At 65.8% G+C, this 24,401-nt stretch carries 21 protein-coding genes and 1 riboswitch; of the genes, 14 read left to right on the forward strand and 7 right to left on the reverse strand.

The annotated features are described in order from the left end of the window. The first annotated feature begins 27 nt into the window (after positions 1 to 27). Positions 28 to 1,449, forward strand: a complete 1,422-nt coding sequence (gene hldE, locus K5H97_RS02800; RefSeq protein ID WP_028688295.1) for a bifunctional D-glycero-beta-D-manno-heptose-7-phosphate kinase/D-glycero-beta-D-manno-heptose 1-phosphate adenylyltransferase HldE — start codon at positions 28 to 30, stop codon at positions 1,447 to 1,449. 63 nt (positions 1,450 to 1,512) lie between these two features. Here the strand turns inward: hldE and K5H97_RS02805 are convergent, their stop codons facing one another. From K5H97_RS02805 to K5H97_RS02820, 4 genes are all read right to left on the reverse strand, one after another. Then, entirely contained in the window at positions 1,513 to 2,481 is a 969-nt protein-coding gene (locus K5H97_RS02805) for a hypothetical protein (RefSeq protein WP_028688294.1), read from the reverse strand. A gap of 37 nt (positions 2,482 to 2,518) precedes the next feature. Continuing rightward, entirely contained in the window at positions 2,519 to 3,331 is an 813-nt protein-coding gene (locus K5H97_RS02810) for an aldo/keto reductase (protein ID WP_028688293.1), read from the reverse strand. Next, positions 3,328 to 4,503 (reverse strand): NAD(P)/FAD-dependent oxidoreductase, encoded by a 1,176-nt coding sequence (locus K5H97_RS02815; protein WP_028688292.1) that lies wholly within the window; start codon positions 4,501 to 4,503, stop codon positions 3,328 to 3,330. Before K5H97_RS02815 ends, K5H97_RS02810 begins: the two co-directional genes overlap by 4 nt. A gap of 68 nt (positions 4,504 to 4,571) precedes the next feature. Further along, entirely contained in the window at positions 4,572 to 4,904 is a 333-nt protein-coding gene (locus tag K5H97_RS02820) for a DMT family transporter (protein WP_028688291.1), read from the reverse strand. Positions 4,905 to 4,993: 89 nt separating this feature from the next. On the opposite strand from K5H97_RS02820, the gene K5H97_RS02825 reads away from it, so the two are divergent. Both K5H97_RS02825 and waaA read left to right on the forward strand, forming a co-directional pair. Beyond that, complete coding sequence (locus K5H97_RS02825; protein ID WP_028688290.1) at positions 4,994 to 5,884, forward strand: LysR family transcriptional regulator; 891 nt, start codon at positions 4,994 to 4,996, stop codon at positions 5,882 to 5,884. 38 nt (positions 5,885 to 5,922) lie between these two features. After that, positions 5,923 to 7,194, forward strand: a complete 1,272-nt coding sequence (gene waaA / locus K5H97_RS02830) for a lipid IV(A) 3-deoxy-D-manno-octulosonic acid transferase (protein WP_028688289.1) — start codon at positions 5,923 to 5,925, stop codon at positions 7,192 to 7,194. 158 nt (positions 7,195 to 7,352) lie between these two features. On the opposite strand, the gene K5H97_RS02835 is transcribed toward waaA, so the two are convergent. Beyond that, positions 7,353 to 8,786 (reverse strand): TolC family outer membrane protein, encoded by a 1,434-nt coding sequence (locus tag K5H97_RS02835; protein ID WP_028688288.1) that lies wholly within the window; start codon positions 8,784 to 8,786, stop codon positions 7,353 to 7,355. Positions 8,787 to 8,946: 160 nt separating this feature from the next. After that, a riboswitch (TPP riboswitch) is annotated at positions 8,947 to 9,053 on the forward strand. 156 nt (positions 9,054 to 9,209) lie between these two features. Between K5H97_RS02835 and thiC the strand changes: the two genes are divergently transcribed. After that, on the forward strand, positions 9,210 to 11,090 hold the full coding sequence (gene thiC, locus K5H97_RS02840; RefSeq protein WP_028688287.1) for a phosphomethylpyrimidine synthase ThiC: 1,881 nt from the start codon (positions 9,210 to 9,212) through the stop codon (positions 11,088 to 11,090). Between the two features lie 163 nt (positions 11,091 to 11,253). Continuing rightward, a complete protein-coding gene (gene cytX / locus K5H97_RS02845; protein ID WP_028688286.1) occupies positions 11,254 to 12,537 on the forward strand; it encodes a putative hydroxymethylpyrimidine transporter CytX in 1,284 nt (427 codons plus the stop codon). Here the strand turns inward: cytX and K5H97_RS02850 are convergent. Continuing rightward, entirely contained in the window at positions 12,506 to 13,252 is a 747-nt protein-coding gene (locus K5H97_RS02850; protein ID WP_028688285.1) for an RsiV family protein, read from the reverse strand. The genes cytX and K5H97_RS02850 overlap by 32 nt on opposite strands. A 185-nt stretch (positions 13,253 to 13,437) precedes the next feature. Between K5H97_RS02850 and K5H97_RS02855 the strand changes: the two genes are divergently transcribed. The 9 genes from K5H97_RS02855 to K5H97_RS02895 all read left to right on the forward strand — a co-directional run bounded on the left by K5H97_RS02855 (position 13,438) and on the right by K5H97_RS02895 (position 22,740). Continuing rightward, positions 13,438 to 14,055: an NUDIX domain-containing protein gene (locus K5H97_RS02855; RefSeq protein WP_028688284.1), complete on the forward strand. Its 618-nt coding sequence runs from the start codon at positions 13,438 to 13,440 to the stop codon at positions 14,053 to 14,055. Then, the gene (locus tag K5H97_RS02860) at positions 14,046 to 14,498 is read left to right on the forward strand and encodes a DUF1249 domain-containing protein (RefSeq protein ID WP_023630808.1); all 453 of its coding nucleotides are present in this window, start codon (positions 14,046 to 14,048) and stop codon (positions 14,496 to 14,498) included. Before K5H97_RS02855 ends, K5H97_RS02860 begins: the two co-directional genes overlap by 10 nt. A gap of 86 nt (positions 14,499 to 14,584) precedes the next feature. Next, entirely contained in the window at positions 14,585 to 15,388 is an 804-nt protein-coding gene (gene cpdA, locus K5H97_RS02865) for a 3',5'-cyclic-AMP phosphodiesterase (protein ID WP_028688283.1), read from the forward strand. A gap of 155 nt (positions 15,389 to 15,543) precedes the next feature. Next, positions 15,544 to 16,152, forward strand: a complete 609-nt coding sequence (locus K5H97_RS02870) for a YqiA/YcfP family alpha/beta fold hydrolase (protein WP_028688282.1) — start codon at positions 15,544 to 15,546, stop codon at positions 16,150 to 16,152. Positions 16,153 to 16,185: 33 nt separating this feature from the next. Then, a complete protein-coding gene (parE, locus tag K5H97_RS02875) occupies positions 16,186 to 18,090 on the forward strand; it encodes a DNA topoisomerase IV subunit B (RefSeq protein ID WP_028688281.1) in 1,905 nt (634 codons plus the stop codon). Then, the gene (locus K5H97_RS02880; protein WP_028688280.1) at positions 18,087 to 19,073 is read left to right on the forward strand and encodes an esterase-like activity of phytase family protein; all 987 of its coding nucleotides are present in this window, start codon (positions 18,087 to 18,089) and stop codon (positions 19,071 to 19,073) included. The genes parE and K5H97_RS02880 overlap by 4 nt, the downstream gene beginning before the upstream one ends. Further along, a complete protein-coding gene (locus K5H97_RS02885) occupies positions 19,070 to 19,588 on the forward strand; it encodes a retropepsin-like aspartic protease family protein (protein WP_028688279.1) in 519 nt (172 codons plus the stop codon). Before K5H97_RS02880 ends, K5H97_RS02885 begins: the two co-directional genes overlap by 4 nt. 10 nt (positions 19,589 to 19,598) lie before the next feature. Continuing rightward, complete coding sequence (parC, locus tag K5H97_RS02890) at positions 19,599 to 21,854, forward strand: DNA topoisomerase IV subunit A (RefSeq protein WP_028688278.1); 2,256 nt, start codon at positions 19,599 to 19,601, stop codon at positions 21,852 to 21,854. Positions 21,855 to 22,029: 175 nt separating this feature from the next. Continuing rightward, positions 22,030 to 22,740 carry a PqiC family protein gene (locus K5H97_RS02895; protein ID WP_028688277.1) on the forward strand — a complete coding sequence of 237 codons (711 nt, stop codon included), beginning with the start codon at positions 22,030 to 22,032 and terminating at the stop codon, positions 22,738 to 22,740. Between the two features lie 188 nt (positions 22,741 to 22,928). Here the strand turns inward: K5H97_RS02895 and K5H97_RS02900 are convergent, their stop codons facing one another. Continuing rightward, entirely contained in the window at positions 22,929 to 24,380 is a 1,452-nt protein-coding gene (locus K5H97_RS02900; RefSeq protein WP_028688276.1) for a histidine kinase, read from the reverse strand. Positions 24,381 to 24,401: the final 21 nt, after the last annotated feature.

Here is a 24,401-nt window from a genome sequence, read left to right on the forward strand (position 1 = left end):
GTTCACTTTTCCAAAAATGGGTTGCCCATGAAGTTGTCCATGCCGCGTTTCGATCAAGCCCCGGTACTGGTGGTCGGCGATGTCATGCTTGACCGCTACTGGCATGGCGGTACTTCGCGTATTTCGCCTGAAGCGCCGGTGCCGGTGGTCAAGGTCGATCAGATCGAGGATCGCCCCGGCGGCGCGGCCAACGTGGCCTTGAACATCGCTGCCCTCGGCGCGCCCGCTTCTCTGGTCGGCGTCACCGGCCAGGACGAGGCTGCCGACAGCCTTGCCAACAGCCTGCATGCCGCCGGTGTGCGCTCGATCTTCCAGCGCATCGCCCACCAGCCGACCATCGTCAAGCTGCGGGTGATGAGCCGTCACCAGCAACTGCTGCGCATCGACTTTGAAGAGCCGTTCGCTACCGACCCGCTGTCGCTGGGCGCGGAGGTCGATGCCCTGCTTGAAGGCGTCAAGGTGCTGGTGCTGTCCGACTACGGCAAGGGCGCGCTGCAGAACCATCAGGCGCTGATCCAGGCCGCGCGCGGCAAGGGCATTCCGGTACTGGCCGACCCCAAGGGCAAGGATTTCTCGATCTACCGCGGTGCCAGCCTGATCACCCCGAACCTCAGCGAGTTCGAGACCATCGTTGGCCGTTGCGCCGATGAATCCGAGCTGGTCGGCAAAGGCCTGAAGCTGCTCGACGAATTGGATCTGGGCGCGCTGCTGGTGACCCGTGGCGAGCATGGCATGACCCTGCTGCGCACCGGCCACCCGGCCCTGCACCTGCCGGCCCGTGCCCGTGAGGTGTTCGATGTCACCGGTGCCGGCGATACGGTGATTTCCACCCTCGCCGCCGCCATTGCCGCGGGTGAAGACCTGCCGCATGCCGTCGCCCTGGCCAACCTGGCCGCCGGCATCGTGGTCGGCAAGTTGGGTACCGCCGCCATCAGCGCGCCTGAGCTGCGTCGCGCCATCCAGCGTGAAGAGGGCTCTGAGCGGGGCGTGCTGGGCCTGGAGCAGCTGCTGCTGGCCATCGACGATGCCCGTGCGCACAACGAGAAGATCGTCTTCACCAACGGCTGCTTCGATATCCTCCACGCCGGTCACGTGACCTACCTGGAACAGGCACGCGCCCAGGGCGACCGGCTGATCGTCGCCATCAACGACGATGCCTCGGTCAGCCGCTTGAAGGGCCCGGGCCGGCCGATCAACAGCGTTGACCGACGTATGGCCGTGCTGGCGGGCCTCGGTGCGGTGGATTGGGTCATCAGCTTCCCCGAGGACACGCCGGAGAACCTGCTGCGCCAGGTCAAGCCAGATGTGCTGGTCAAGGGCGGTGACTACGGTATCGACCAGGTGGTCGGCGCCGATATCGTCAAGGCCTACGGCGGCACGGTGAAGGTGCTGGGCCTGGTGGAAAACAGCTCGACCACGGCGATCGTCGAGAAGATCCGCAAGCACTGATAGGCTGCAAGTCGCGGGGTAAACCCGCTCCCACGAAACGCTGGGAGCGGGCTTGCCCCGTGTTCATTTATGCAGCGAGGTCCGCGCCCGGGCCAGCAGTTCCCGAGCCTTGTCCCCGAACCGTTCCAGGTGCGACACCGGCGCGGGCTTGCTTTCGACCAGCCCCTGCTGCTTCAGCCAGTCCTTCCAGCGCACCCGCTCATCCCGCACCACCCAGCCATCCTGACGGGCGAAGCTCTCTGCCAGCCACAGTCCGCGCGTGCCCGCGGGTGTCAGTTGGTCCTTCTTCAAGGTGTACAGCTCGGCCACGGGCTGGCCGTCCTTGAGCGGCATCAGGTAGAGATCCGGCCGCTTGCGATTGAGCCTGGCCACCAGTTGATCGCCCTCCAGGCGCTCGTCGACATGAAACAGGCTCAGCGATTTGGCCTCCTTGGGCACTTGCAGGCGCAAGTCGTAGATCAGCTGCAACGACGCCGTGGGCAGATGAACATAGGCGCGTGGCCGCTCCAGCAACATCAGGTTGGCGCAATGCACCGGGCGGGCAGCGCCCGACTCGGGCGACAGCACGAACGGCAGCGCCTCACGGTAGTGCAGGGCAGCGGCATAGGGCGCTGGCAGCCAGGTGTCGTTGAAGCGTCCGCCCAGCCAGCCTTCGGGGGTTTCCAGCAGACATTCCTCGGCCACTTCCTGGATCGCTGTGTGCAGCGGCAGGTTCAGCTCGTGGGCCGGGACGTAGCCGGAAATCAGTTTGAGCACTACATCGCCACGGTCCTGTCGGCGCTGGCGGACCAGCACCCAGTAGTCGCGGCCCTGCCAGTGCAGGGTCAGTCGTACCGACACGCCGAGGTTGGCCAGTTCTGCCACGAAGTGTTCGGGGTCGGCGACCTGGATGGCCTTGCGCCGCTGCAGGGTCTGGGCGAAATTCAGCGGCATGCCGATACTCTGGTAGGTCAGGCCTTCGGGCGTGGCCTCGACGTGCAGCGGCAGGGTCTTGAAGTTGCTCGGATTCTTGCGGATCAGCGTACGCGGCACGAGGCTCCTCCTTGCGTTGGGCCCCCGCCTGGACGGCTCAGGGCCGGCCCAGGATGCGGGCGACGGTGGCCACGTTATGGGCCAGGTGCACCGGGTTGATGGTGCCGACGATGGCACTGCTCACGCCCGGGTGGGCGAACAGCAGCTCGAAACTGGCCTGCACCGGATCGACCCCGGGCGCCAGGCAGATATGCCCGCTGGCCAGGGCTTTCTTCACCAGGATGGCCTTGCCGTGCTCGGCAGCGTAGTCCAGCACGGGCCGCTCCGCCTGCTCGTTGAGGTTGTAGGTGACCATGGCGCAATCTCCTTGCTCCAACGCCTTCAGGCCGCCGGCGACGGTCTTGCCAGACAAACCATAGCCCAGGATCTTGCCTTCCTGCTTGAGTGCGGCGAGGGCTTCGTACACGCCCTCTCGCTCGAGGATCGCCAGGTCGTTGCCGTCGGAATGCACCAGCACCAGCTCGATGCGGTCGGTTTCCAGGCGCTGGAGGCTGCGTTCGACCGAGCGGCGAGTGTGGGCGGCGCTGAAATCGAAGTGCGACTGGCCGGCCTCGAACTCTTCGCCGACCTTGCTGACGATCACCCATTGGTCACGCTGGCCGCGCAGCAATGGGCCAAGGCGTTCCTCGCTGCGGCCGTAGGCCGGTGCGGTGTCGATCAGGTTGATGCCCAGTTCGCGGGCCTGGGCGAGCAGCAGGCGGGCGGTTTCGTCATCGGGGATGGTGAAGCCGTTGGGGTACTTCACGCCCTGGTCGCGGCCAAGCTTGACCGTGCCCAGGCCCAGCGGCGACACCCGCAGGCCGGTGCTGCCCAGGGGGCGGTGATGATCGTGCAGGGTCGGCAGGCTCATGGCAGCAGTTGCTCCCAGGCAGGCAGCGCCAGCGGTGGGCGGGGCAGGTTGGCGAGGTCCGGCTGGTTCTTCGGGTGGATGCCGTCACGTTCAAAGCTGGCCAGCACACGATCAGAGAAGTCCGGCGCCAAGGCCAGCTTGGTCGGCCAGCCGACCAGCAGGCGCTGCTGGTCGGCGAGGAAGGCGTTGTCCGGGCGTACCAGGCCAGATTGCGCCGGCTCGGCGCGGTCGACGCGCAGGGTGGCCCAGCGCACCTGGGCCTGGTCGATCCAGGGCAGCAGGCTGGCGACTTCCTTTTGCGCCGCGGCGATCTGCGCGGCGGGCTCGCGGGCCACGCCGTCGGCCTCGGCAATGTCGCCACCCAGGTACCACACCCACTGGCCGTCGGCGGCCGGGTGGGTGGTCACGGTGATGCGCGGCTTGGGCCCGCCGCCCAGGCAGTGGGCGTACAGCGGCTTGAGGTTGGGACCCTTGGCCAGGACCATGTGCAGCGGCCGGCGCTGCATGGCCGGTTGGCTCAGCCCCAGGGCGTGCAGCAGTGCTTCGGTGCCGCCACCGGCGCTGAGGACGATACGTTGGGCGCGGATCTCGCGGCCGTCGACCACCAGCCCGGCCAGGTCACCGCCGTCGCGCAGCGGCTCGACGCGCTCGCCGGCCAGCAGGCTGTCGCCCGCCAGCTGCGCCAGGTTGGCCAGCAGGCTGGGCACGTCGATGACCAGTTCGGCCAGGCGATAGACCTTGCCCTTGAACGCTCGGTCCTGCAGGGCCGGCGGCAGTTGCTCGCCCTTGACCTGGTCGACCCGGCCACGCACGGCCTTGCTGGCGAAGAAACTGGTGAGGTTGCCGGCCAGGGTGCCGGGGGACCACAGGTAATGGGCATCGGAAAGCAGGCGGGTAGCGGACAGGTCCAGCTCGCCGTTGCCGGCCAGCGCTTCGCGCCAGCGCCTCGGCATGTCGGCGATGGCCTCGGAGGCGCCGCTGAGGGCGCCGTGCAGGGCGTATTTGGTGCCGCCGTGGATGATGCCTTGCGACTTGATGGTCTGCTCGCCACCCAGGCTGGCGCGCTCCACCAGCACCGTCGAATAGCCCAGGCGGCGCAGCCGGGCATTGAGCCAGAGGCCTGCGACCCCGGCGCCGACGATCAGCACGTCAGTGGTAATGGCGGATGGCATGCGGGCACCTCGAAAACTGGGACAGGTGCGCAGTATACAGTTCACATGGGAACAGTGTTCCCCGTGGATCAATGCCCGGCGGTATTGGAGAACACCTGGATCACCACTACCCCGCCGACGATCATGGCCATGCCCAGCATCGCCGGCACATCCAGTTTCTGTCCGTAGATCAGCAACGCCGCGATGCTGATCAGCACGATGCCCAGCCCCGACCAGATCGCATAGGCGATGCCCACCGGAATGCTGCGCACCACCAGGGTCAGCATCCAGAACGCCACGCCGTAACCGCAGACCATCAGCAGCAACGGCAGCGGCGTGTTCAGCCCCTTGACCGCTTTCATGGAGGCGGTGGCGATGACTTCGGCGCAGATGGCGATGGCGAGATAGGTGTAGGCGTTCATGGTGCGGGTCCTCCGTTGCTGGATGGCATTCTAGGGAATCCCTGGATGCGGTAAAGTCATTACCTATCTACTTTGGAGATAGGTTGGTCATGACAGAATACTGGAGCCTCGAGCAACTGCGCCTGTTCGTGCGGGCCGCCGAGTTGCGTTCGTTTTCCGCCGTGGCCCGCGAACAGCGCAAGGCCCAGTCGGCGATCAGCAGCGCCATCGCCTTGCTCGAGACGGACCTGGGTGTAACCCTGTTCGAGCGCAGCAGCGGCCGGCTGCCGCGCCTGACCGAAAGCGGCGCCGCGTTGCTGGAGGACGCCCGCGAGCTGTTGCGTCAGTGCGAGCGCCTGGATGGTCGGGCACAGGCCTTGATGCGCGGGCAGGAGGCGTTGTTGCGGGTGGCCCAGGACGAGGCCATGCCCTACCAGCCGGTGATCGACAGCCTCGACGAGTTGGCGGCGCACTACCCCTACCTGGAAGTGCAGCTGGCCAGCGGTGCCCAGGGCGATGTGGCGCGCAAGCTGGTGGAGCGGCGTGCCGACCTGGGGTTGTTCTTCCACCATGAAAGCATTCCCGCCTCGTTGGAGCGGCGCGCCCTGGGCAGCGTCGAGATGGTCACGGTGTGTGCCATCGACCACCCGCTGGCACACTTGGCCAAGGTCAGCCGCCAGCAACTGGCCCGTCATCGCCAGTTGCTGATCACCCCGCAGCAGAGTGGCTACCCGGGCGGCGAGGCGATCAGCCCGCAGGTCTGGCGCGCCGACAGTTTCTACGCCATGGCCGAGTTGCTGATGCGCGGTCTGGGCTGGGCCTGGCTGCCTCGGCATGTGGTGCAGTACCCCACCTACCAGACGCAGATGGTCGAGCTGGACAGCGAGTGGCGCCCGCCAGCGCTGGTAGCGGAGCTGGCCTGGCGGCGCGACGAACCGTTGGGCCCGGCCGCGCAGTGGCTGGCCGAGCGCTTCGCCGTGCACCTGAGGGCGATTGGCTGACAGGCCTTTTCGCGCGGTTCCTAGTAAACTCCGCCGCCATGAACAGAACCCTCTATACCTTGCTGTTTCACCTGGGCCTGCCGCTGGTCGCGCTGCGCCTGTTTCTGCGCGGGCGCAAGGCGCCGGCGTACCGTGCGCGGATCGCCGAGCGTTTCGCCTGCCAGCTGCCGGCGATGCGCCAGGGCGGCATCTGGGTGCATGCGGTCTCGGTGGGCGAGAGCATCGCCGCCGCGCCAATGGTCCGGGCCCTGCTCAAGCAGTACCCGGACCTGCCGATCACGCTTACCTGCATGACCCCGACCGGCTCCGAGCGCATCCGCGCGATGTTCGAGGGTGAGCCACGGGTGCAACACTGCTACCTGCCTTATGATCTGCCGTGGACGGCCGGGCGGTTCCTCGACCATGTGCGCCCGCGCCTGGGCATCATCATGGAAACCGAGCTGTGGCCGAACCACATCCACCAGTGCGCCAGGCGCGGCATTCCGGTGGCGCTGGCCAATGCCCGGCTGTCCGAGCGCTCCGCCCGTGGCTATGCCCGCTTCGCCGGCCTGACCCGGCCGATGCTCGAGGAGATGAGCCTGATCGCCGTGCAGACCGAAACCGAGGCCGAGCGTTTCCGTACGCTCGGTGCGCGCGACGAATGCGTGCAGGTGACCGGTTCGATCAAGTTCGACCTCAAGGTCGAAGATCAATTGCCGCCACGGGCCAGCGCATTGCGTGAACAGTGGGCTGCCCGGCAACGTCCGGTATGGATCGCTGCCAGTACCCATGATGGCGAAGACGCGTTGGTTCTTGAGGCTCATCGTGAGCTGCTGAAGGTCCACAGCGATGCGTTGCTGATCCTGGTGCCGCGCCATCCCGAGCGTTTCGCGGCGGTGCATGAACTGTGCGCCGGCCAGTTCACCACAGTGCGCCGCTCGAATGGCGACACGGTCACGGCGCAGACCCAGGTGCTGCTGGGCGACACCATGGGCGAGCTGCTGTTCCTCTATGCCCTGGCCGATATCGCCTTCGTCGGTGGCAGCCTGGTGGCCACCGGCGGTCACAACCCGCTGGAGCCGGCGGCGCTGGCGCTGCCGGTGCTCATGGGGCCGCATGTGTTCAACTTCCTCGAGATCAGCGCGATGCTGCGCGAGGCGGGGGCGTTGCAGCAGGTGGATGACGCCGAAGGGCTGGCCGGGGCGGTGCGTCGGTTGGTCGAGCTGCCACAGGATGCGCGGCGCATGGGCGAGGCGGGCAGGGCGGTGATGCAGGCCAACCAAGGGGCGTTGCAGCGGTTGCTGGATGGGCTGGCTGCGCTAATCCGCTGATCTGTGAGGCGATGCGGTCCCTGTAGGAGCCGCCTTGTGTCGCGAAAGGGGGGCGAAGCGGCCCCGGGATCTGCGCATTACTGCTAGATTGCCGGGGCCGCGGTGCGGCCCTATCGCGACACAAGGCGGCTCCTACAGCGACCGCGAGCTCCCTTGGCTCAAGGCCGGCGTTCGAAGTTCTTCGCCGCCGCCGCCGCCAGGTCCGGTGGCAGGAAATCCTTGTCCGGGTTGTAGTCGGCCTTCAGGTACCGCCCCAGGTCCTGTAGGTCCTGGGGGCTCAGGGTGCCGGCGGCCTGCTTCAGGCGCAGGTTGTCGAGAATGTAGTCATAGCGGCTGTTGTTGTAGTCGCGCACCGAGGTGTACAGCTGACGTTGCGCGTCGAGCACGTCGACGATGTTGCGGGTGCCGACCTGGTAGCCGATCTCGGTGGCTTCCAGCGCGCTCTGGTTGGAGATGATCGACTGCTTGCGCGCCTGCACCTGCTCCACGTCGGTATTCACCGCGCGGTGCAGGTTGCGGGTGTTCTCCACCACCTGGCGACGCAGGCTTTCGCGTTGCTGCTCGCTCTGGGTCAGGCGCGCATAGGCCTCGCGTACCTGAGAACTGGTCAGGCCGCCGCTGTAGATCGGGATGTTCAACTGCAGGCCGACGCTGGTCTGCTCGACATCGCCACCGTAGCGCACCCCGTTCTGCGAGGGGTTGGTGAAACCGAGGTTGTCGTTGTCGCCCTTCTGATACTTGGCCACCGCGTCGAGGGTCGGCGCATGGCCGGCCTTGCGCTGGCGCACGGTCTCTTCGGCGGCCGCCACGGCGTGGTTGGTCGCCAGCAGGTTGAGGTTCTGCCGTCCGGCGGTCTCGACCCAGGCCTTGGCGTCGTTGGGCGTGGGCACCTGCACTGGCAGGGTGTGGACTACGCCCTGGATTGCCGTGTACTGGCGGTTGGTCAGGGTGATCAGGGCCTCGAAGGCATCCTGCACCTGGCGCTCGGCAATGATCCGGTTGGCCCGGGCGGTGTCGTAGCTGGCCTGGGACTGCAGCACGTCGGTCTTGTCCGAGAGGCCGACGTCGAAGCGCTCGTTGGATTGGTCGAGCTGACGCTTGAAGGCCGCTTCTTCGGCCTTGGTCGAGGCCAGGTTGTCCTGGGCGCGCAGCACCGCGAAGTAGTTCTCGGCGCTCTGCAGGATCAGGTTCTGCTCGGTGGCCGACAGTTCCAGGGCGGCCTGTTCGTTGACCGACTCGGCGGCTTGCAGCTGGAACCAGCGGTCGGCGCGGAAGATCGGCTGCGCCAGGGTGGCGCTCCAGGCGTTGCCGCTGCGGTTGGAGGTGACCGACGGTTCGTCGAGCTTGGTGCGGGTGTTCATCATCTCGGCGCCGGCCGAAAGGTTCGGCAGCAATCCGGCGCGGGCCTGGGGCACCACTTCACGGCGGGCACCGTAGTCGGCGCGGGCGGCGGCCAGGTCGGCGTTATTGTCGACCGCTTCCTGGTAGACGCTGACCAGGTCGGTCTTCACCGTCGTGGGCGTATCCACTGCCCAGGCCACTCCGTGGGACGCACAAGACACGGCAATTGCCAGTGAGAGTTTGCGCAGCATAGGGCAATCCTTGATCAAATTTTATTTACTGTACTGTCGGGTATCGGGCGATGCGCCAGTGTAGTGCCGCGCGCCGTCATCAACAATCCGCCACTTGTGCCATTTATCACCCCCGGATTTACCCGCTTGGCTTTGCCGGCCACTCCAGTCTAGACTGCGCATGTTCTTGTCGGGGTGCCTTGAAGCAAAGGCTGAGATCGCAGAGGTGCGGATCCCGTTGAACCTGATCAGGTTAGCGCCTGCGTAGGGAACAAGATTGCTCTCACATCCCGGGAGCCTCTTGTGCCAGGTCCGGGATCGTCACGGCTGCTTGCAGTCCACGGCACCCCATGTCCGGCACTGCACCCGTCAACACGGGTGCGTCCACGCCTTTCAGGTTCACCCCGACATTCCACCGCCTGGAAGCTGTCTGGAGAGCCTGTGATGAGCAAACAAGAAAAAACAATCAGTCTGAGCGAGTCGGCCCAAGTCGACCAACAGTCCGTGCAACCCCTGCCCAATTCGCGCAAGGTGTATGTCGAAGGTTCGCGCCCCGACATCCGCGTGCCCATGCGCGAGATCAGCCTGCACGACACCCCCACCGACTTCGGCGGCGAGAAGAACGCTCCGGTGCTGGTGTATGACACGTCCGGCCCGTACACCGACCCCAATGTCATCATCGACGTGCGCAAGGGCCTGGGCGATGTGCGTTCGGCCTGGATCGACGCCCGTGGCGACACCGAGCGCCTCGATGGCCTGAGCTCGAACTTCGGCCAGCAGCGCTTGAACGACGCGGAGCTTGCCAAGCTGCGCTTCGCCCATGTGCGCAACCCGCGCCGGGCCAAGGCCGGCGCCAACGTCACGCAGAGGCACTACGCGCGCCAGGGCATCATCACCGCCGAGATGGAATACGTCGCCATCCGCGAGAACATGAAGCTGCAGGAAGCCCGCGCCGCCGGCCTGCTGGACCAGCAGCACGCCGGCCACAGCTTCGGCGCCAGCATCCCGAAGGAAATCACCCCCGAGTTCGTCCGCGAAGAGATCGCCCGCGGCCGCGCGATCATTCCGGCCAACATCAACCACACCGAACTGGAGCCGATGATCATCGGCCGCAACTTCCTGGTGAAGATCAACGGCAACATCGGCAACAGCGCCCTGGGTTCTTCGATCGAGGAAGAAGTGGCCAAGCTGACCTGGGGCATCCGCTGGGGTTCGGACACGGTCATGGACCTGTCCACCGGCAAGCACATTCACGAGACGCGTGAGTGGATCATCCGCAACTCGCCGGTGCCGATCGGTACCGTGCCGATCTACCAGGCCCTGGAGAAGGTCAACGGCGTGGCCGAGGACCTGACCTGGGAGCTGTTCCGCGACACCCTGATCGAACAGGCCGAGCAGGGCGTGGACTACTTCACCATCCATGCCGGCGTCCTGCTGCGCTATGTGCCGCTGACCGCCAAGCGCGTTACCGGCATCGTCAGCCGCGGCGGCTCGATCATGGCCAAGTGGTGCCTGGCGCACCATAAAGAGAACTTCCTGTACACGCACTTCGACGAGATCTGCGAGATCATGAAGGCCTACGACGTCAGCTTCTCGCTGGGTGACGGCCTGCGCCCGGGCTCGATCGCCGATGCCAACGACGCCGCTCAGTTCGGTGAACTGGAAACCCTCGGCGAGCTGACCAAGATCGCCTGGAAGCACGACGTGCAGTGCATGATCGAGGGCCCGGGCCACGTGCCGATGCAGTTGATCAAGGAGAACATGGACAAGCAGCTCGAGTGCTGCGACGAGGCGCCGTTCTACACCCTCGGCCCGCTGACCACCGACATCGCCCCGGGCTACGACCACATTACCTCGGGGATAGGCGCGGCGATGATCGGCTGGTTCGGTTGCGCCATGCTCTGCTACGTCACGCCCAAGGAGCACTTGGGCCTGCCGAACAAGGATGACGTGAAGACCGGCATCATCACCTACAAGATCGCCGCCCATGCCGCGGACCTTGCCAAGGGCCACCCAGGCGCGCAGATTCGTGACAACGCGTTGTCCAAGGCGCGCTTCGAATTCCGCTGGGAAGACCAGTTCAACCTGGGCCTGGACCCGGATACCGCGCGCTCGTTCCACGACGAGACGTTGCCCAAGGAGTCGGCCAAGGTCGCGCATTTCTGCTCGATGTGCGGGCCGAAGTTCTGCTCGATGAAGATTACCCAGGAAGTGCGTGAGTATGCGGCCAAGATCGAGACCGTGGATGTGACGATCGAGCAGGGCATGCGTGAGCAGGCCGAGCGGTTCCGCCAGGAAGGCAGCCAGTTGTACCAGAAGGTGTAAGTAGACCTTGGGGGCCGCATCGCGGCCCTTTCGCGACGCAAGGCCGCTCCCACAGGTCCTGTAATGGCTCACGTCATACGCGGAGCCTGTGGGAGCGGCCTTGTGTCGCGATACGAGGACGCAGTCCTCGCCAGCAACAACTCCAATACTCCGGCGAGCCCCCATGACAACACCCAGTCACTTCTCCCCCGACCATTGCGTCCCCACCCACCACCGGCAGTTCGGCGCCCGCGACCTGTTTGCGCTGTGGTTCTCCCTCGGCATCGGCCTGATGGTCCTGCAGGTCGGCGCCCTGCTTGCCCCGGGCCTGGGATTGGCCGGCTCGATCCTGGCGATCACGCTTGGCACGGCGGTGGGTGTGCTATTGCTCGCGGCGGCCGGCGTGATCGGCAGCGACACCGGCCTCTCGGCGATGGGCAGCCTGCGCCTGACCCTGGGTCGCCACGGCGCGCGCCTGCCGGCCTTGCTGAACCTCCTGCAACTGGTGGGCTGGGGCTCGTTCGAGATCATCGTCATGCGCGACGCTGCCAGCCTGCTGGGTGCCCGCGCCTTTGGCGAGGGCAGCGGCTGGAGCAGCCCGTTGCTGTGGACCCTGTGCTTCGGCGCCCTGGCCACCCTGCTGGCGGTCAGCGGGCCGCTGGCGTTCGTGCGCAAGGTCCTGCGCAAATGGGGCATCTGGCTGCTGCTGGGCGCTTGCGGCTGGCTGACCTGGAACCTGTTCGCCAAGGCCGACCTGGCCGAGTTGTGGCAGCGCCCGGGGGATGGTTCGCTGTCCCTGGCCCTGGGCTTCGACATCGTCATCGCCATGCCGCTGTCGTGGCTGCCGCTGATCGCCGACTATTCACGCTTCGGCCAGCGCGCCAGCCGGGTATTCGGCGGTACGGCGCTGGGCTTTTTCATCGGCAATGCCTGGCTGATGAGCCTGGGCGTGGCCTATACCCTGGCGTTCGCGCCGAGCGGTGAAGTGAATGCGTTGCTGCTGGCGCTGGCCGGTGCCGGGCTGGGCATTCCGCTGCTGCTGATCCTGCTGGACGAGTCGGAGAACGCCTTTGCCGACATTCACTCCGCAGCGGTTTCCACCGGGCTGTTGATCAAGCTCAAGGTCGAGCACCTGGCCTTGGCCATCGGCGTGTTGTGCACGCTGATCGCCCTGCTGGCACCGCTGGACCAGTACCAGAACTTCCTGCTGCTGATCGGCTCGGTGTTCGCGCCGCTGTTCGGCGTGGTGCTGGTGGATCACTTCGTGGTCCGTCGCCGTCGCCTGCCGGTGCTGGTCGAGGGCTTGCACGGGCGGGCGCTGCTGGCCTGGGCGGTGGGGGGAGCGGCCTATCACCTGCTGGCCAGCCAGGCGCCGGGGCTTGGGGCGACCCTGCCGGCACTGCTGCTGGCAGGGGGGCTGCATCTGCTGCTATCGCTCAGCCGCGGCCGGGAAACAGCTCGGGCCTGATCACGCCGTTGAGGCGCGGGTAGGGGATCTTCAGTTCGACGTGGCCCATGGAGTACGGGGCGATGGCGTAGACCTCGTACTTGATCACCACCGCGCCGTAGGTCAGGGCGATGTGCGGCGACTGCTTGAACGGCCAGGTCTTGACGAACTCGGGGTCCTTGTCCATGCCAGTGCTGATCAGCCAGGCGCGGTGGGACTCCTCGGCGGTCTTCCAGAAGGTCGCTTCCTGGCCGGGCACCAGCATGTCGTCCAGGGTCAGCACCTTGTCCAGCTTTCGCGAGTAGTTGATGAAGCCGCGCCCTGGCATGCCGTGGGCGCCGCCGCTGTCCAGGTAGCTGGACAGCTCGACGATCACCAGCCCGTCATGCTGTTCGCGTACCTTGGCCTGCAGGTAGCTGCTGTTGCGCTTGTCGGCGCGGGCCAGGTACTGCTGTTCATAGGCTTGCAACGAGGCCGGCGGGGTGCCGCGCTGGTTGTCCTCGGTGAGCATCAGCAGGCGTTTCTCGACGAGGGCGTCGAGCTTGGGCAGGGCGGGGAAGTGCACCACGTCGATATTGACCAGTGGGCAGTCGCTCTCGCTGCAGCCGGGCTTGACGTGTTCCCAGGCCTCGCGCTTGACCTCGAGCGGAGCGCGGTAATTGGGCGTGAACAGGCTCTGGCAGGCGCCGAGCGCCAGTGCCAGGACGGCCACGGAAGTCAGTTTGACAAGCGTCATGTTGCCTCTTTCACAACGGTGATGATCGGCCTTGGACCGCCTGCGCGGCCTTCAGTTCGCCACTAAGCTAACAGAGAGCGGCGCGCCTGTCCCGGCTGCCTGAACGGTCGCCAGAAAGGGGTGAAACCGGGCGGCGCGCAGAGTAGGATTGCGCGATGCGGTAACCGAGGTATCAAGGAGTTTGCATGACGGACACGTTGAATACAGTGCCCACCCAGGTCGAAATCACCCGGCGTGAGCAGTTGTTCAAGGGCTTCTACAAGCTCGACAAGCTGCACCTTCGCCACGAATTGTTCGCCGGCGGCATGAGTCGCGAGTTCACCCGCGAGTTGTTCGTGCGCCATGACGCCGTCTGTGTGCTGCCCTACGATCCGCAGCGCGACGAAGTGGTGCTGATCGAGCAGTTTCGAGTCGGCGCCGTGGGCAAGATCGATAATCCCTGGCTGATCGAGATGGTCGCCGGCCTGATCGACAAGGACGAGCAGCCGGAAGAGGTCGCTCATCGTGAAGCCGATGAAGAAGCTGGCCTGACCTTCAGCGCGCTGTGGCCGATGACCTGCTACTTCCCCTCGCCAGGCGGCAGCGACGAGTACGTCCACCTGTTCCTGGGCCGTTGCATCAGTGAAGGTGCCGGCGGCCTGCATGGCCTGGAGGAGGAGAGCGAGGATATCCGTGTTCGCGTGTGGGCGTTCGAGGACGCCCTGCAGGCGGTGCGCGACGGGCGTATCTGCAACGCCGCCACGATCATCGGCCTGCAATGGCTGGCACTCAACCGTGATGAAGTTCGAGGTATGTGGAAGTGAACCTGCTGCGTGAGCGCTATCGGGTCGACCTGGTCGGGCTGCAGTCGGCCTGCGAGGCCAACTATGCCCGCCTGATGCGTCTGCTGCCGGACATGCGCACCACGCAGAGCTCGCGGCGCATCGGCATGACCCAGGGCGACCAGATGCTCGGCGTGCTGGTGCTTGAAGTGCTGCTGGCCTGTCCCTATACCACGACCCTCAAGGTGCGCCAGGAGCACAGTCTGCCCTGGCTGCCGGTGCCCGAACTGGAAGTGCAGGTCTACCATGACGCGCGCATGGCCGAGGTGGTCAGCGCCGAGCATGCCCGCCGCCTGCGCAGCATCTACCCGTACCCCAACACGGCGATGCACCAGCCGGACGAGAAAGCCCAGCTCAATCTGTTTCTCGGCGAATGGTTGAGCCACTGCCTGGCCTGCGGCCACGAACTGGAAGCGGTGCGCTGAAATTGTGATGCGCGTCGGTTTCGAGTACTTGCTCGAAACCGATCCACCGCCATAATCGGTGCTGAATCCGTTCGAGGAGACGGCCGTTGCCGCAACCACACCCACTTTCGTCACCCGTCCATGTGGTGCAACTGACCGATGCCCACCTGTTCGCCGACCCGGCGGGCACTTTGCTGGGCCTGAATACCCGCGCGAGCCTCGGGCATGTGATCGACCAGGTGCGTCGCGAGCAGCCGCGTATCGACCTGCTGCTGTGCACGGGCGACCTGTCGCAGGACGCCAGCGCCGCCTCCTACCAGGCCTTCAGCGAGCTGACCTCGAAGTTGGAGGCGCCAGCGCGTTGGCTGCCGGGTAACCATGACGAGGCCCAGGTAATGCAGGCCGTGGCGCCGGAGCTGGTGCAGGCGGTGACGGACATTGGCCAATGGCGCATTGTCATGCTCGATTCGGCAGTGGTCGGTGCCACCTTCGGCGTGTTGGCGGACGACCAGTTGGCCGTGCTGGATCAGGCGCTGAACAGTGCGGGCGAACGCCATTGCCTGGTGTGCTGCCATCACCAGCCGGTGGATATCGGTTGTGCGTGGATTGCGCCGATCGGGTTGCGAAACGCCGATGAACTGTTGCAGCGCCTGCGCGGTTATCCACAGGTGAGGGCGCTGCTGTGGGGGCATATCCATCAGGAATGGGACGAGGTGCGCGACGGCGTTCGTTTCCTTGCCACGCCTTCAACCTGCATCCAGTTCGCGCCGCGCAGCGAGGAATTCAAGGTGAGCGAGGAGCAGCCGGGCTATCGCTGGCTGCGGCTGCACGCCGACGGACGGTTGGAGACCGGGGTGGAGCGGGCGCGCGATTTCGAGGTGAAACTGGATTTCGACAGCCCGGGCTACTGAGTCGGGGGACCGCTTTGCGGTCCTTTCGCGACACAAGGCCGCTCCCACAGAGATCGTGCCCCCGGCTGTTTGAAGAATTTGCTGCGAAAATCCCCACGCTGCGCCAATGCCCTTTGAACACGCTACACTGCGCGTCTTTGCGTCCGGGGGGCAGCATGTCGGGTTCCATCCTCTATATCCATGGCTTCAACAGCTCGCCGCTGTCGAAGAAGGCGCGCCAGCTCGAGGCGGTGATGCAGCGGATCGGCCTGTCCGACCAGCTGCGTGTCCCGGCCCTGCATCACCACCCGCGCCAGGCCATCGCCCAGCTGGAGGCCGCCATCGATGAGCTCGGCGCCCCCTTGCTGGTCGGCAGCTCACTCGGCGGCTACTATGCCACCCATCTGGCCGAACGCCATGGCCTCAAGGCCTTGTTGGTCAACCCGGCGGTCGGCCCGCACCGCCTGTTCGACGGCTACCTGGGTACCCAGCGCAACCTTTATACCGACGAGGCCTGGGAGCTGACCCATGATCATGTGGCCGCCCTGGCCGAACTGGAAGTGCCGCCGCCGCAGGACGCCGCCCGCTATCAAGTGTGGTTGCAGACCGCCGATGAAACACTGGACTATCGCCACGCCGAGCACTATTACCGTGCTTGTGCCCTGCGTATCCAGGCCGGTGGCGACCACAGCTACCAGGGCTTCGCCGAGCAAATCCCGGCCCTGCTGGCGTTCGCCGGTATTGCCCGTGGGCAGTATGCGGCGCTGGATTTTTCTGTATTTTGACTTTTGCATTCACCTGACTGACGACGAGAACCCATGGCCAATCCCAGCGCTAGCGCCTATAACGCAGACGCCATCGAAGTCCTCTCGGGCCTTGACCCGGTCCGCAAGCGGCCGGGCATGTACACCGACACCAGCCGGCCCAACCACCTGGCCCAGGAAGTCATCGACAACAGCGTCGACGAAGCCCTGGCCGGCCACGCCCGCTCGGTGCAGGTGATCCTGCATGCCGACCACTCGCTGGAGGTCAGCGACGATGGCCGCGGCATGCCGGTGGACATCCATCCCGAGGAGGGCGTTTCCGGCGTCGAGCTGATCCTCACCAAGCTGCACGCCGGCGGCAAGTTTTCCAACAAGAACTACCAGTTCTCCGGCGGCCTGCACGGCGTCGGTATCTCGGTGGTCAACGCCCTGTCGAGCCAGGTGCGGGTGCGCGTCAAGCGCGACGGCAACGAATACCAGATGACCTTCGCCGACGGCTTCAAGGCCAGCGAGCTGGAAGTGGTCGGCACCGTCGGCAAGCGCAACACCGGCACCAGCGTGTACTTCACCCCCGACCCGAAGTACTTCGACTCGCCGAAATTCTCCATCAGCCGCCTCAAGCATGTGCTCAAGGCCAAGGCCGTGCTGTGCCCGGGGCTGTCCATCAGCTTCGAGGACAAGGGCACCGGCGAGAAGGTCGAATGGCACTACGAGGACGGCCTGCGTTCCTATCTGGTCGATTCGGTCAGCGAGTACCTGCGCATGCCCGACGAGCCGTTCTGCGGCAGCCTGGCCGGTAACAAGGAGGCCGTGGACTGGGCCCTGCTGTGGCTGCCCGAAGGCGGCGACAGCATCCAGGAAAGCTACGTCAACCTGATCCCCACCGCTCAGGGCGGCACCCACGTCAACGGTCTGCGTCAGGGCCTGCTGGACGCCATGCGTGAATTCTGCGAGTTCCGCAACCTGCTGCCACGCGGGGTCAAGCTGGCGCCTGAGGACGTCTGGGAGCGCATCAGCTTCGTGCTGTCGATGAAGATGCAGGAGCCGCAGTTCTCCGGCCAGACCAAGGAGCGCCTGTCGTCCCGCGAGGCGGCGGCATTTGTCTCCGGCGTGGTCAAGGACGCCTTCAGCCTGTGGCTCAACGCCCATCCCGAACTGGGCATGCAGTTGGCCGAACTGGCCATCAGCAACGCCGGCCGTCGCCTGAAGGCAAGCAAGAAGGTCGAGCGCAAGCGCATCACCCAGGGCCCGGCGCTGCCCGGCAAGCTGGCCGACTGCGCAGGCCAGGATCCGATGCGCGCCGAGCTGTTCCTGGTCGAGGGTGACTCCGCCGGAGGTTCTGCCAAGCAGGCGCGGGACAAGGAATTCCAGGCGATCCTGCCGCTGCGCGGCAAGATCCTCAACACCTGGGAAGTCGATGGCGGCGAGGTCCTGGCCAGCCAGGAAGTGCACAACATCGCCGTGGCCATCGGTGTCGACCCGGGCGCCACCGACCTTTCGCAACTGCGCTACGGCAAGGTCTGCATTCTCGCCGACGCCGACTCCGACGGCCTGCACATCGCCACCCTGCTGTGCGCGCTGTTCGTCCAGCACTTCCGTCCGCTGGTCGAGGCCGGGCACGTCTACGTGGCCATGCCACCGCTGTACCGCATCGACCTGGGCAAGGAGATCTACTACGCCCTGGACGAAGCCGAGCGCGATGGTGTCCTGGACCGTCTGGTCGCCGAGAAGAAGCGTGGCAAGCCGCAAGTCACCCGATTCAAAGGCCTGGGCGAGATGAATCCGCCGCAGTTGCGCGAGACCACCATGGACCCGAACACCCGGCGCCTGGTCCAGCTCACGCTGGACGACGTGCAGGGCACCACCGAGATCATGGACATGCTGCTGGCCAAGAAGCGCGCCGGTGACCGCAAGAACTGGCTGGAAACCAAAGGCAACCTGGCCGAGGTCCTGGTTTGATTCGTCCGTTGCTCATGGCCTGCCTGGCGCTGTTCGCCCTGCAGGCCCAGGCCGGCGACTGGCCGCAGCTCAAGCTCAGCGGCGAGCACGTGGTCGATGGCATGCGCGGCGGCAACCTGTCGGGCCTGGCCTGGTGCCGGGGCGCATTGTGGGCGGTGTCCGACCGCGATGACGACCGTATCTACCGCCTGGACCAGGAGGGCGCGGCCTGGCAGGCCCAGCCGCTGACCTTCACGCCGCCACCGGCCCCCGATACCGGGTTGCCCTGGGGGTTGAAGTCGCGCAACTGGGCATCGTCGTTTATTCGTGGCGGCGCGCTGGATTTCGAAGGTATTACCTGCGACCAGGCAGGCAACCTGTTCATCGTCAGCGAGGCCCAGGCCGCGGTGCTGCAACTGCCCCTGGAAGGCGAGCCGAACTGGCTGAGAATCGACCAGGCCATGGTGCGCCAGGCGCGAGCCAGCGGCATGCTGCTGCATTTCAACGCACTGTTCGAAGGGTTGGCGATCAACCCGGCGGGCGATCGCTTGTGGCTGGCCGCCGAGCGTGAGCGACGCGGGCTGCTCGCCGTGCAGCGCCAGCAGTCGGTATGGACCTGCGGGCGCGGTTGCGTGCTGCTCAGCGAAGCCGGCGTGGAAATGCAGCCGCCGCAGTTCCCCGAGGCACGCCCGGTTTCCCGCGACTTCGCCGACCTGGCCTGGTTCGAGGGCAAGTTGTTCACCCTCGAGCGCAACGCTTATCGCATCTGCCGACGCGACGCTGACAGTGGCACCGTGGAGCGCTGCTGGTCGTTCGCCGCGGACGCCCTGGTGGAATCGCGTCGCTATTCACAGCCCTATGGCCTGGCCGAGGCGCTGGTGATCGACAAGGACGGCGCCTGGATCAGCGTGGACAACAACGACCGGCCACGGGCGGATGGTGAAGCGCGGCCGGTCGTCTGGCGCTTCGGCGCGCCGGCCGGCGGCTGGAGTGCCAAGCCATGAGCCAGCCAGCGGGCAAGCGGGCGGGCAGGGTGCTGATGATCGTTGCCTGGGCGGCGGCGATGTTTTTGGCCACGCGCTTTTTCGGCCAATGGGAGGCGCGTCAGCAGAATCCCAACGCCGTGGTGCAGAGCGAGCAGGGCGACGGCTTCGTCGAAGTTCGCCTGCTGAGCAACGGCCAGGGCCATTTCGTCGCTGACGGCGTGATCAATGGCCAGGTGGTGCATTTCATGCTCGATACCGGCGCCACCGATGTGGCGATCCCCGAGGCGCTGGCCCGCGACCTGGCCCTGGCCCGTGGCGCCCCGGTGCAACTGAGTACCGCCAATGGCCGCACCGAAGGCTACCGCACCCGGCTCGACAGCCTGCAACTGGGCGACATCCACCTGCGCGACGTGCGCGCTTTGGTGGTGCCGGGCCTGGATGGCCAGGCCGTGTTGTTGGGCATGAGCGCCCTGAAACAACTTGAATTTACCCAGCGCGGCGGCACCATGCTGCTGCGCCAGAACCTGAAATGACGAGGCTCGCATGAGCGACTTACTGGACAGTCTCGAAGGCGTCGAACGCCGTTCCCTGGCCGACTTCACCGAACAGGCCTACCTCAACTACTCCATGTACGTGATCATGGACCGCGCCCTGCCGCACATCGGCGACGGCCTCAAGCCGGTCCAGCGCCGCATCGTCTATGCCATGAGCGAGCTGGGTCTGGACGCCGACTCCAAGCACAAGAAGTCGGCGCGTACCGTCGGCGACGTGCTCGGCAAGTTCCATCCCCACGGCGACTCGGCGTGCTACGAGGCCATGGTGCTGATGGCCCAGCCGTTCAGCTACCGCTACACCCTGGTCGACGGCCAGGGCAACTGGGGTGCGCCGGACGATCCGAAGTCGTTCGCCGCCATGCGTTACACCGAGGCGCGCCTGTCGCGCTATTCCGAAGTGCTGCTCAGCGAGCTGGGCCAGGGCACCGTCGACTGGGTGCCGAACTTCGACGGCACCCTGCAGGAGCCAGCGGTGCTGCCGGCGCGCCTGCCGAACATCCTGCTCAACGGTACCACCGGCATCGCCGTGGGCATGGCCACCGACGTGCCGCCGCACAACTTGCGGGAAGTGGCCAGCGCCTGCGTGCGCCTGCTCGACGAGCCCAAGGCCACCATCGAGCAGCTGTGCGAGCACATCCAGGGCCCGGACTACCCCACCGAGGCCGAGATCGTCACCCCGCGCGCCGATATCCTCAAGCTCTACGAGACCGGCAAGGGCTCGATCCGCATGCGCGCGGTGTACCGTGTCGAGGACGGCGACATCATCGTCACCGCGTTGCCGCACCAGGTCTCCGGGGCCAAGGTTCTGGAGCAGATCGCCGCGCAGATGCAGGCCAAGAAGCTGCCGATGGTCGCCGACCTGCGCGATGAGTCGGACCACGAGAACCCCTGCCGCATCGTCATCATCCCACGTTCGAACCGCGTCGATGCCGCCGAATTGATGCAGCACCTGTTCGCTACCACCGACCTCGAGAGTACCTACCGGGTCAACGTCAACATCATCGGCCTCGACGGCCGTCCGCAGCTGAAGAACCTGCGCGCGCTGCTGCTGGAGTGGCTGGAGTACCGGATCGGTACCGTCCGTCGCCGCCTGCAGCACCGCCTGGACAAGGTCGAGAAGCGCCTGCACCTGTTGGAAGGCCTGCTCACCGCGTTCCTCAACCTGGATGAAGTGATCCATATCATCCGTACCGAAGAGCACCCCAAGCAGGCACTGATCGCCCGTTTCGACCTGACCGAAATCCAGGCTGACTACATCCTCGAGACCCGCCTGCGCCAGCTGGCCCGTCTGGAAGAGATGAAGATCCGTGGCGAGCAGGACGAGCTGCTCAAGGAACAGAAGCGCCTGACCACCCTGCTGGGCAGCGATGCCAAGCTGCGCAAGCTGGTGCGCAGCGAGCTGATCGAAGACGCCGAGACCTATGGCGACGACCGTCGCTCGCCGATCGTCGAGCGTGCCGAGGCCAAGGCGCTCTCGGAAAACGAGCTGATGCCGACCGAACCGGTCACCGTGGTGCTGTCGGAGAAGGGCTGGGTGCGTTGCGCCAAGGGCCACGATATCGATGCCACCGGGCTTTCCTACAAGGCCGGTGACGGTTTCAAGGCCGCCGCCGCCGGACGCTCCAACCAATTCGCCGTGCTCATCGACTCCACCGGCCGCAGCTATTCGGTGGCGGCCCACAGCCTGCCATCGGCGCGCGGCCAGGGCGAGCCGCTGACCGGTCGTCTGACTCCACCGCCCGGCGCTACCTTCGAGTGCGTGCTGCTGCCGGAGGACGAGGCCCTGTACGTGGTGGCCTCCGACGCCGGCTACGGCTTCGTGGTCAAGGGTGAGGACCTGCAGGCCAAGAACAAGGCCGGCAAGGGCCTGCTCAGCCTGCCCAACGGCGCCAAGGTGATGACCCCGCGCCCGGTGGCCGACCGCGAGCAAGACTGGCTGGCCGCGGTAACCACCGAAGGCCGTCTGCTGGTATTCAAGGTCGCCGACCTGCCGCAGTTGGGCAAGGGCAAGGGCAACAAGATCATCGGCGTTCCGGGCGACCGAGTAGCCAGTCGTGAAGAATTCGTCACTGACCTGGCAGTGATCAGTGAGGGGTCGACCCTTGTATTGCAAGCTGGCAAGCGTACCCTTTCTCTGAAACCAGATGATCTCGAGCACTACAAGGGGGAGCGTGGTCGCCGCGGTAGCAAATTGCCACGTGGTTTCCAGCGCGTGGATAGCTTGATGGTGGAAACCCCCGCCTGAGTGCATGGGCTGTCTGCTGCGGCGCTTTCGGCGCCGCTTCAGGCGGAAATGCTGGAGTCTGGCGGCTAATTCGCGGATGATAGGGCCCGCGTGGCGCCGGCGTGGCCGGGTGCCCGGATGAATCTACATGTGTATCACTGCGGTCAGTCTGGAGACGACCGCCTGGATGGGATGAATGAAATTTCTGCGCCTTCCATTTGCGTTGCTGGTGACCGGCTTGCTGGGCCTGAGCGGATGCAGCATGCATCAGCCGGTCGCCTTGTATCAGCTCGACAGCGGTGAACCCGGCCAGCCGACCCAGGCGGCGGGCATGGCGGTGGTGCTCGGCCCGGTATCGGTGGCCGACTACCTGCAACGTGAGACCTTTCTACAGCGGCAGGTCGATGGCAGTCTGACGGCAGCCACCGATGGCCGTTGGGCCGGCAGCCTTTCGTCGGATATCGACCAGTTGCTGGTGCGCCAGCTGGCCTGGCGCCTGGACAGCCAGCGCGTGGTGCTGGCACCGGCGAGCGCCGGCTTCACGCCGGACGTGCAGGTGCTGCTGTCCATTACCCGCCTGGACTCGGGCAAGAACCAGCCCGCGATCCTGGACGCCCAGTGGCGTGTGCTGGACCGCCGTGGCCAGGTGCGTGACAACCGCATCGTCCACCTCGAGCAGCCCCATGCGGGCAGCGAGTCTGCGCAGGTCCAGGCTCAGGGGCAATTGTTGCAGAAGCTGGCCGAACAGCTGAGTACCGCCGTTAAACCACTGGCCAACCAGCCGGCCATCGCCGAGGAGACGCCACGCAAGCCGGCGGCGCCGGTGCAGGTGAAGAAAGAGCCTGAGAAACCGAAGATTCCGATGGCCTCGCCGATTCGTACCGATATGGAAGTGTTCCGCTTCTGATATCCGCAGCCACAAAAAAGCCCGCAGCGATGCGGGCTTTTTTGTGTCTTTGGTCGGGAGGCTTTATCAGATCTGCGTGGGAGCGGGCTTGTCCCGCGATAGGGCTTGCCAGGGCAGCAACATTGCCTGCCCCGACGCTATCGCGGGGCAAGCCCGCTCCCACGCAAGTCCTAGATGAGCGGTGGCGCTCAGGCGCGGCGCTCGTGCATCCGTGCCAGCTGGCGTTCCAGCATCGACGGGTAAGGCTCCATCAGGCGTTCTACACAGCACGCGCCTTCCGGGCTGGCAATCGGCCGAATACGCGCACGCTGGCGCACCAGGGCGTCATCGCTGATGCGGCGCTCCACCAGCAGCAGGTTGCGGCTGTGCTGCGACAGGGCCAGGGCGTCCTGGGCCTGTTCGGTCATCAGCAGGTCGACCTGATCCAGGCCTTGCAGGTCGTCAGCCAGCACCAGGCCCAGTTGCAGCTGCAGGGTGATGCCGCTGTCGGCCACCTCGATCTGCAGGGCGTGGCCCAGGGCGCGCAGCAGCTCGCCGCAGCAGATGGCATTGGTCAGGTAGTCCTCGCCGCTGTCGCGGCTGTGGAACAACAGCAGGGTGCTGCCGTCGTTCAGGGTGTGGACTTCGCCTTCGTACAGCGATGCAGCCTGCTCCAAACAGTCGCGGTAGCGCTCCAGCAGCTCGGTCAGGCGGGTGCGTGGCAGGCGACGCAGTTGCTCCTGGGAGCCCAACTGCACGGCCAGCACGGCACTGAACTGCGGCTCGTCGGACTCGACGATGACAGGCTTGGCCGGAGCGCTTTGCTCATCCATCAGGTCGGCGAAGGCGTCGTCGTCCTCGTCGTGCCCGGCAGTCTGTACCATCGCCTTGGCCCGTGGGGCGACCTTGGCAACTGGCGCGTCGTCGAAATCGTCTTCCTCGTCCTCTTCTTCAGGCTCAGGTGGCGGCGGTGGGGCGAGGCGCGCGTGCAGTTGGCGCGCCAGATCGCCGATTTCGTCCTGGCGGTCGATGCCCGGCGTGTAAGGGTGCGGGTCACGCAACCACACGCGCAACTGCAGCAGCGGCGTCGAGATAAAGCGTCCAAGGCGCAGGCTGAGGGTCAGGGCCAGGGCCAGCAGGATCGCGGCGAGGATACCCATGCTCTGCAAGCTGATCAGCATCGGTTGCTGGAACTGGTTCATGTCCAGGCTGATGCGCAACTGGCCGGCGGTCACGTCCTGGAAGGTGATCTTGGTCTGGTAGACCCCTTCGGTTTCGCCCAGCAGGCTGTTGCGCGGGCGCTGGCCGGCCTCGGCGAGGATGCGGTTGTCCACGCTGTAGATGGCCGCATGGGCCACCAGCGGGTTCTTCACCAGGTTGCCCAGCAGCACGTTGAGGCTGAGGATGTCGTTGGACACCAGCAGCTCGGTGGCCGAGGTGGCGGTCTGGGTGGTCAGGCTCTGGCCGACGGCATCGGCCTGCTCGTGCATGGCCTGCTTGAACTGCAGGCCCATCACGCAGGCATAGATCACCAGGGCCAGGGCCACCAGGAAAATGTTGTGGCTGGCAATGCGCAGGGCCAATGGAATTCGGCGCTGGCTCAGGGCTCGGTAGATCATCAGGAAGAAGTTGTCGGGTTTTACGGGCGTGGGCCGGTTCACAGAGCGCGGCTCTTTATGGCG

The sequence above is a fragment of the Pseudomonas mosselii genome, from assembly GCF_019823065.1.
Taxonomy (GTDB): Bacteria; Pseudomonadota; Gammaproteobacteria; order Pseudomonadales; family Pseudomonadaceae; genus Aquipseudomonas; species Aquipseudomonas mosselii.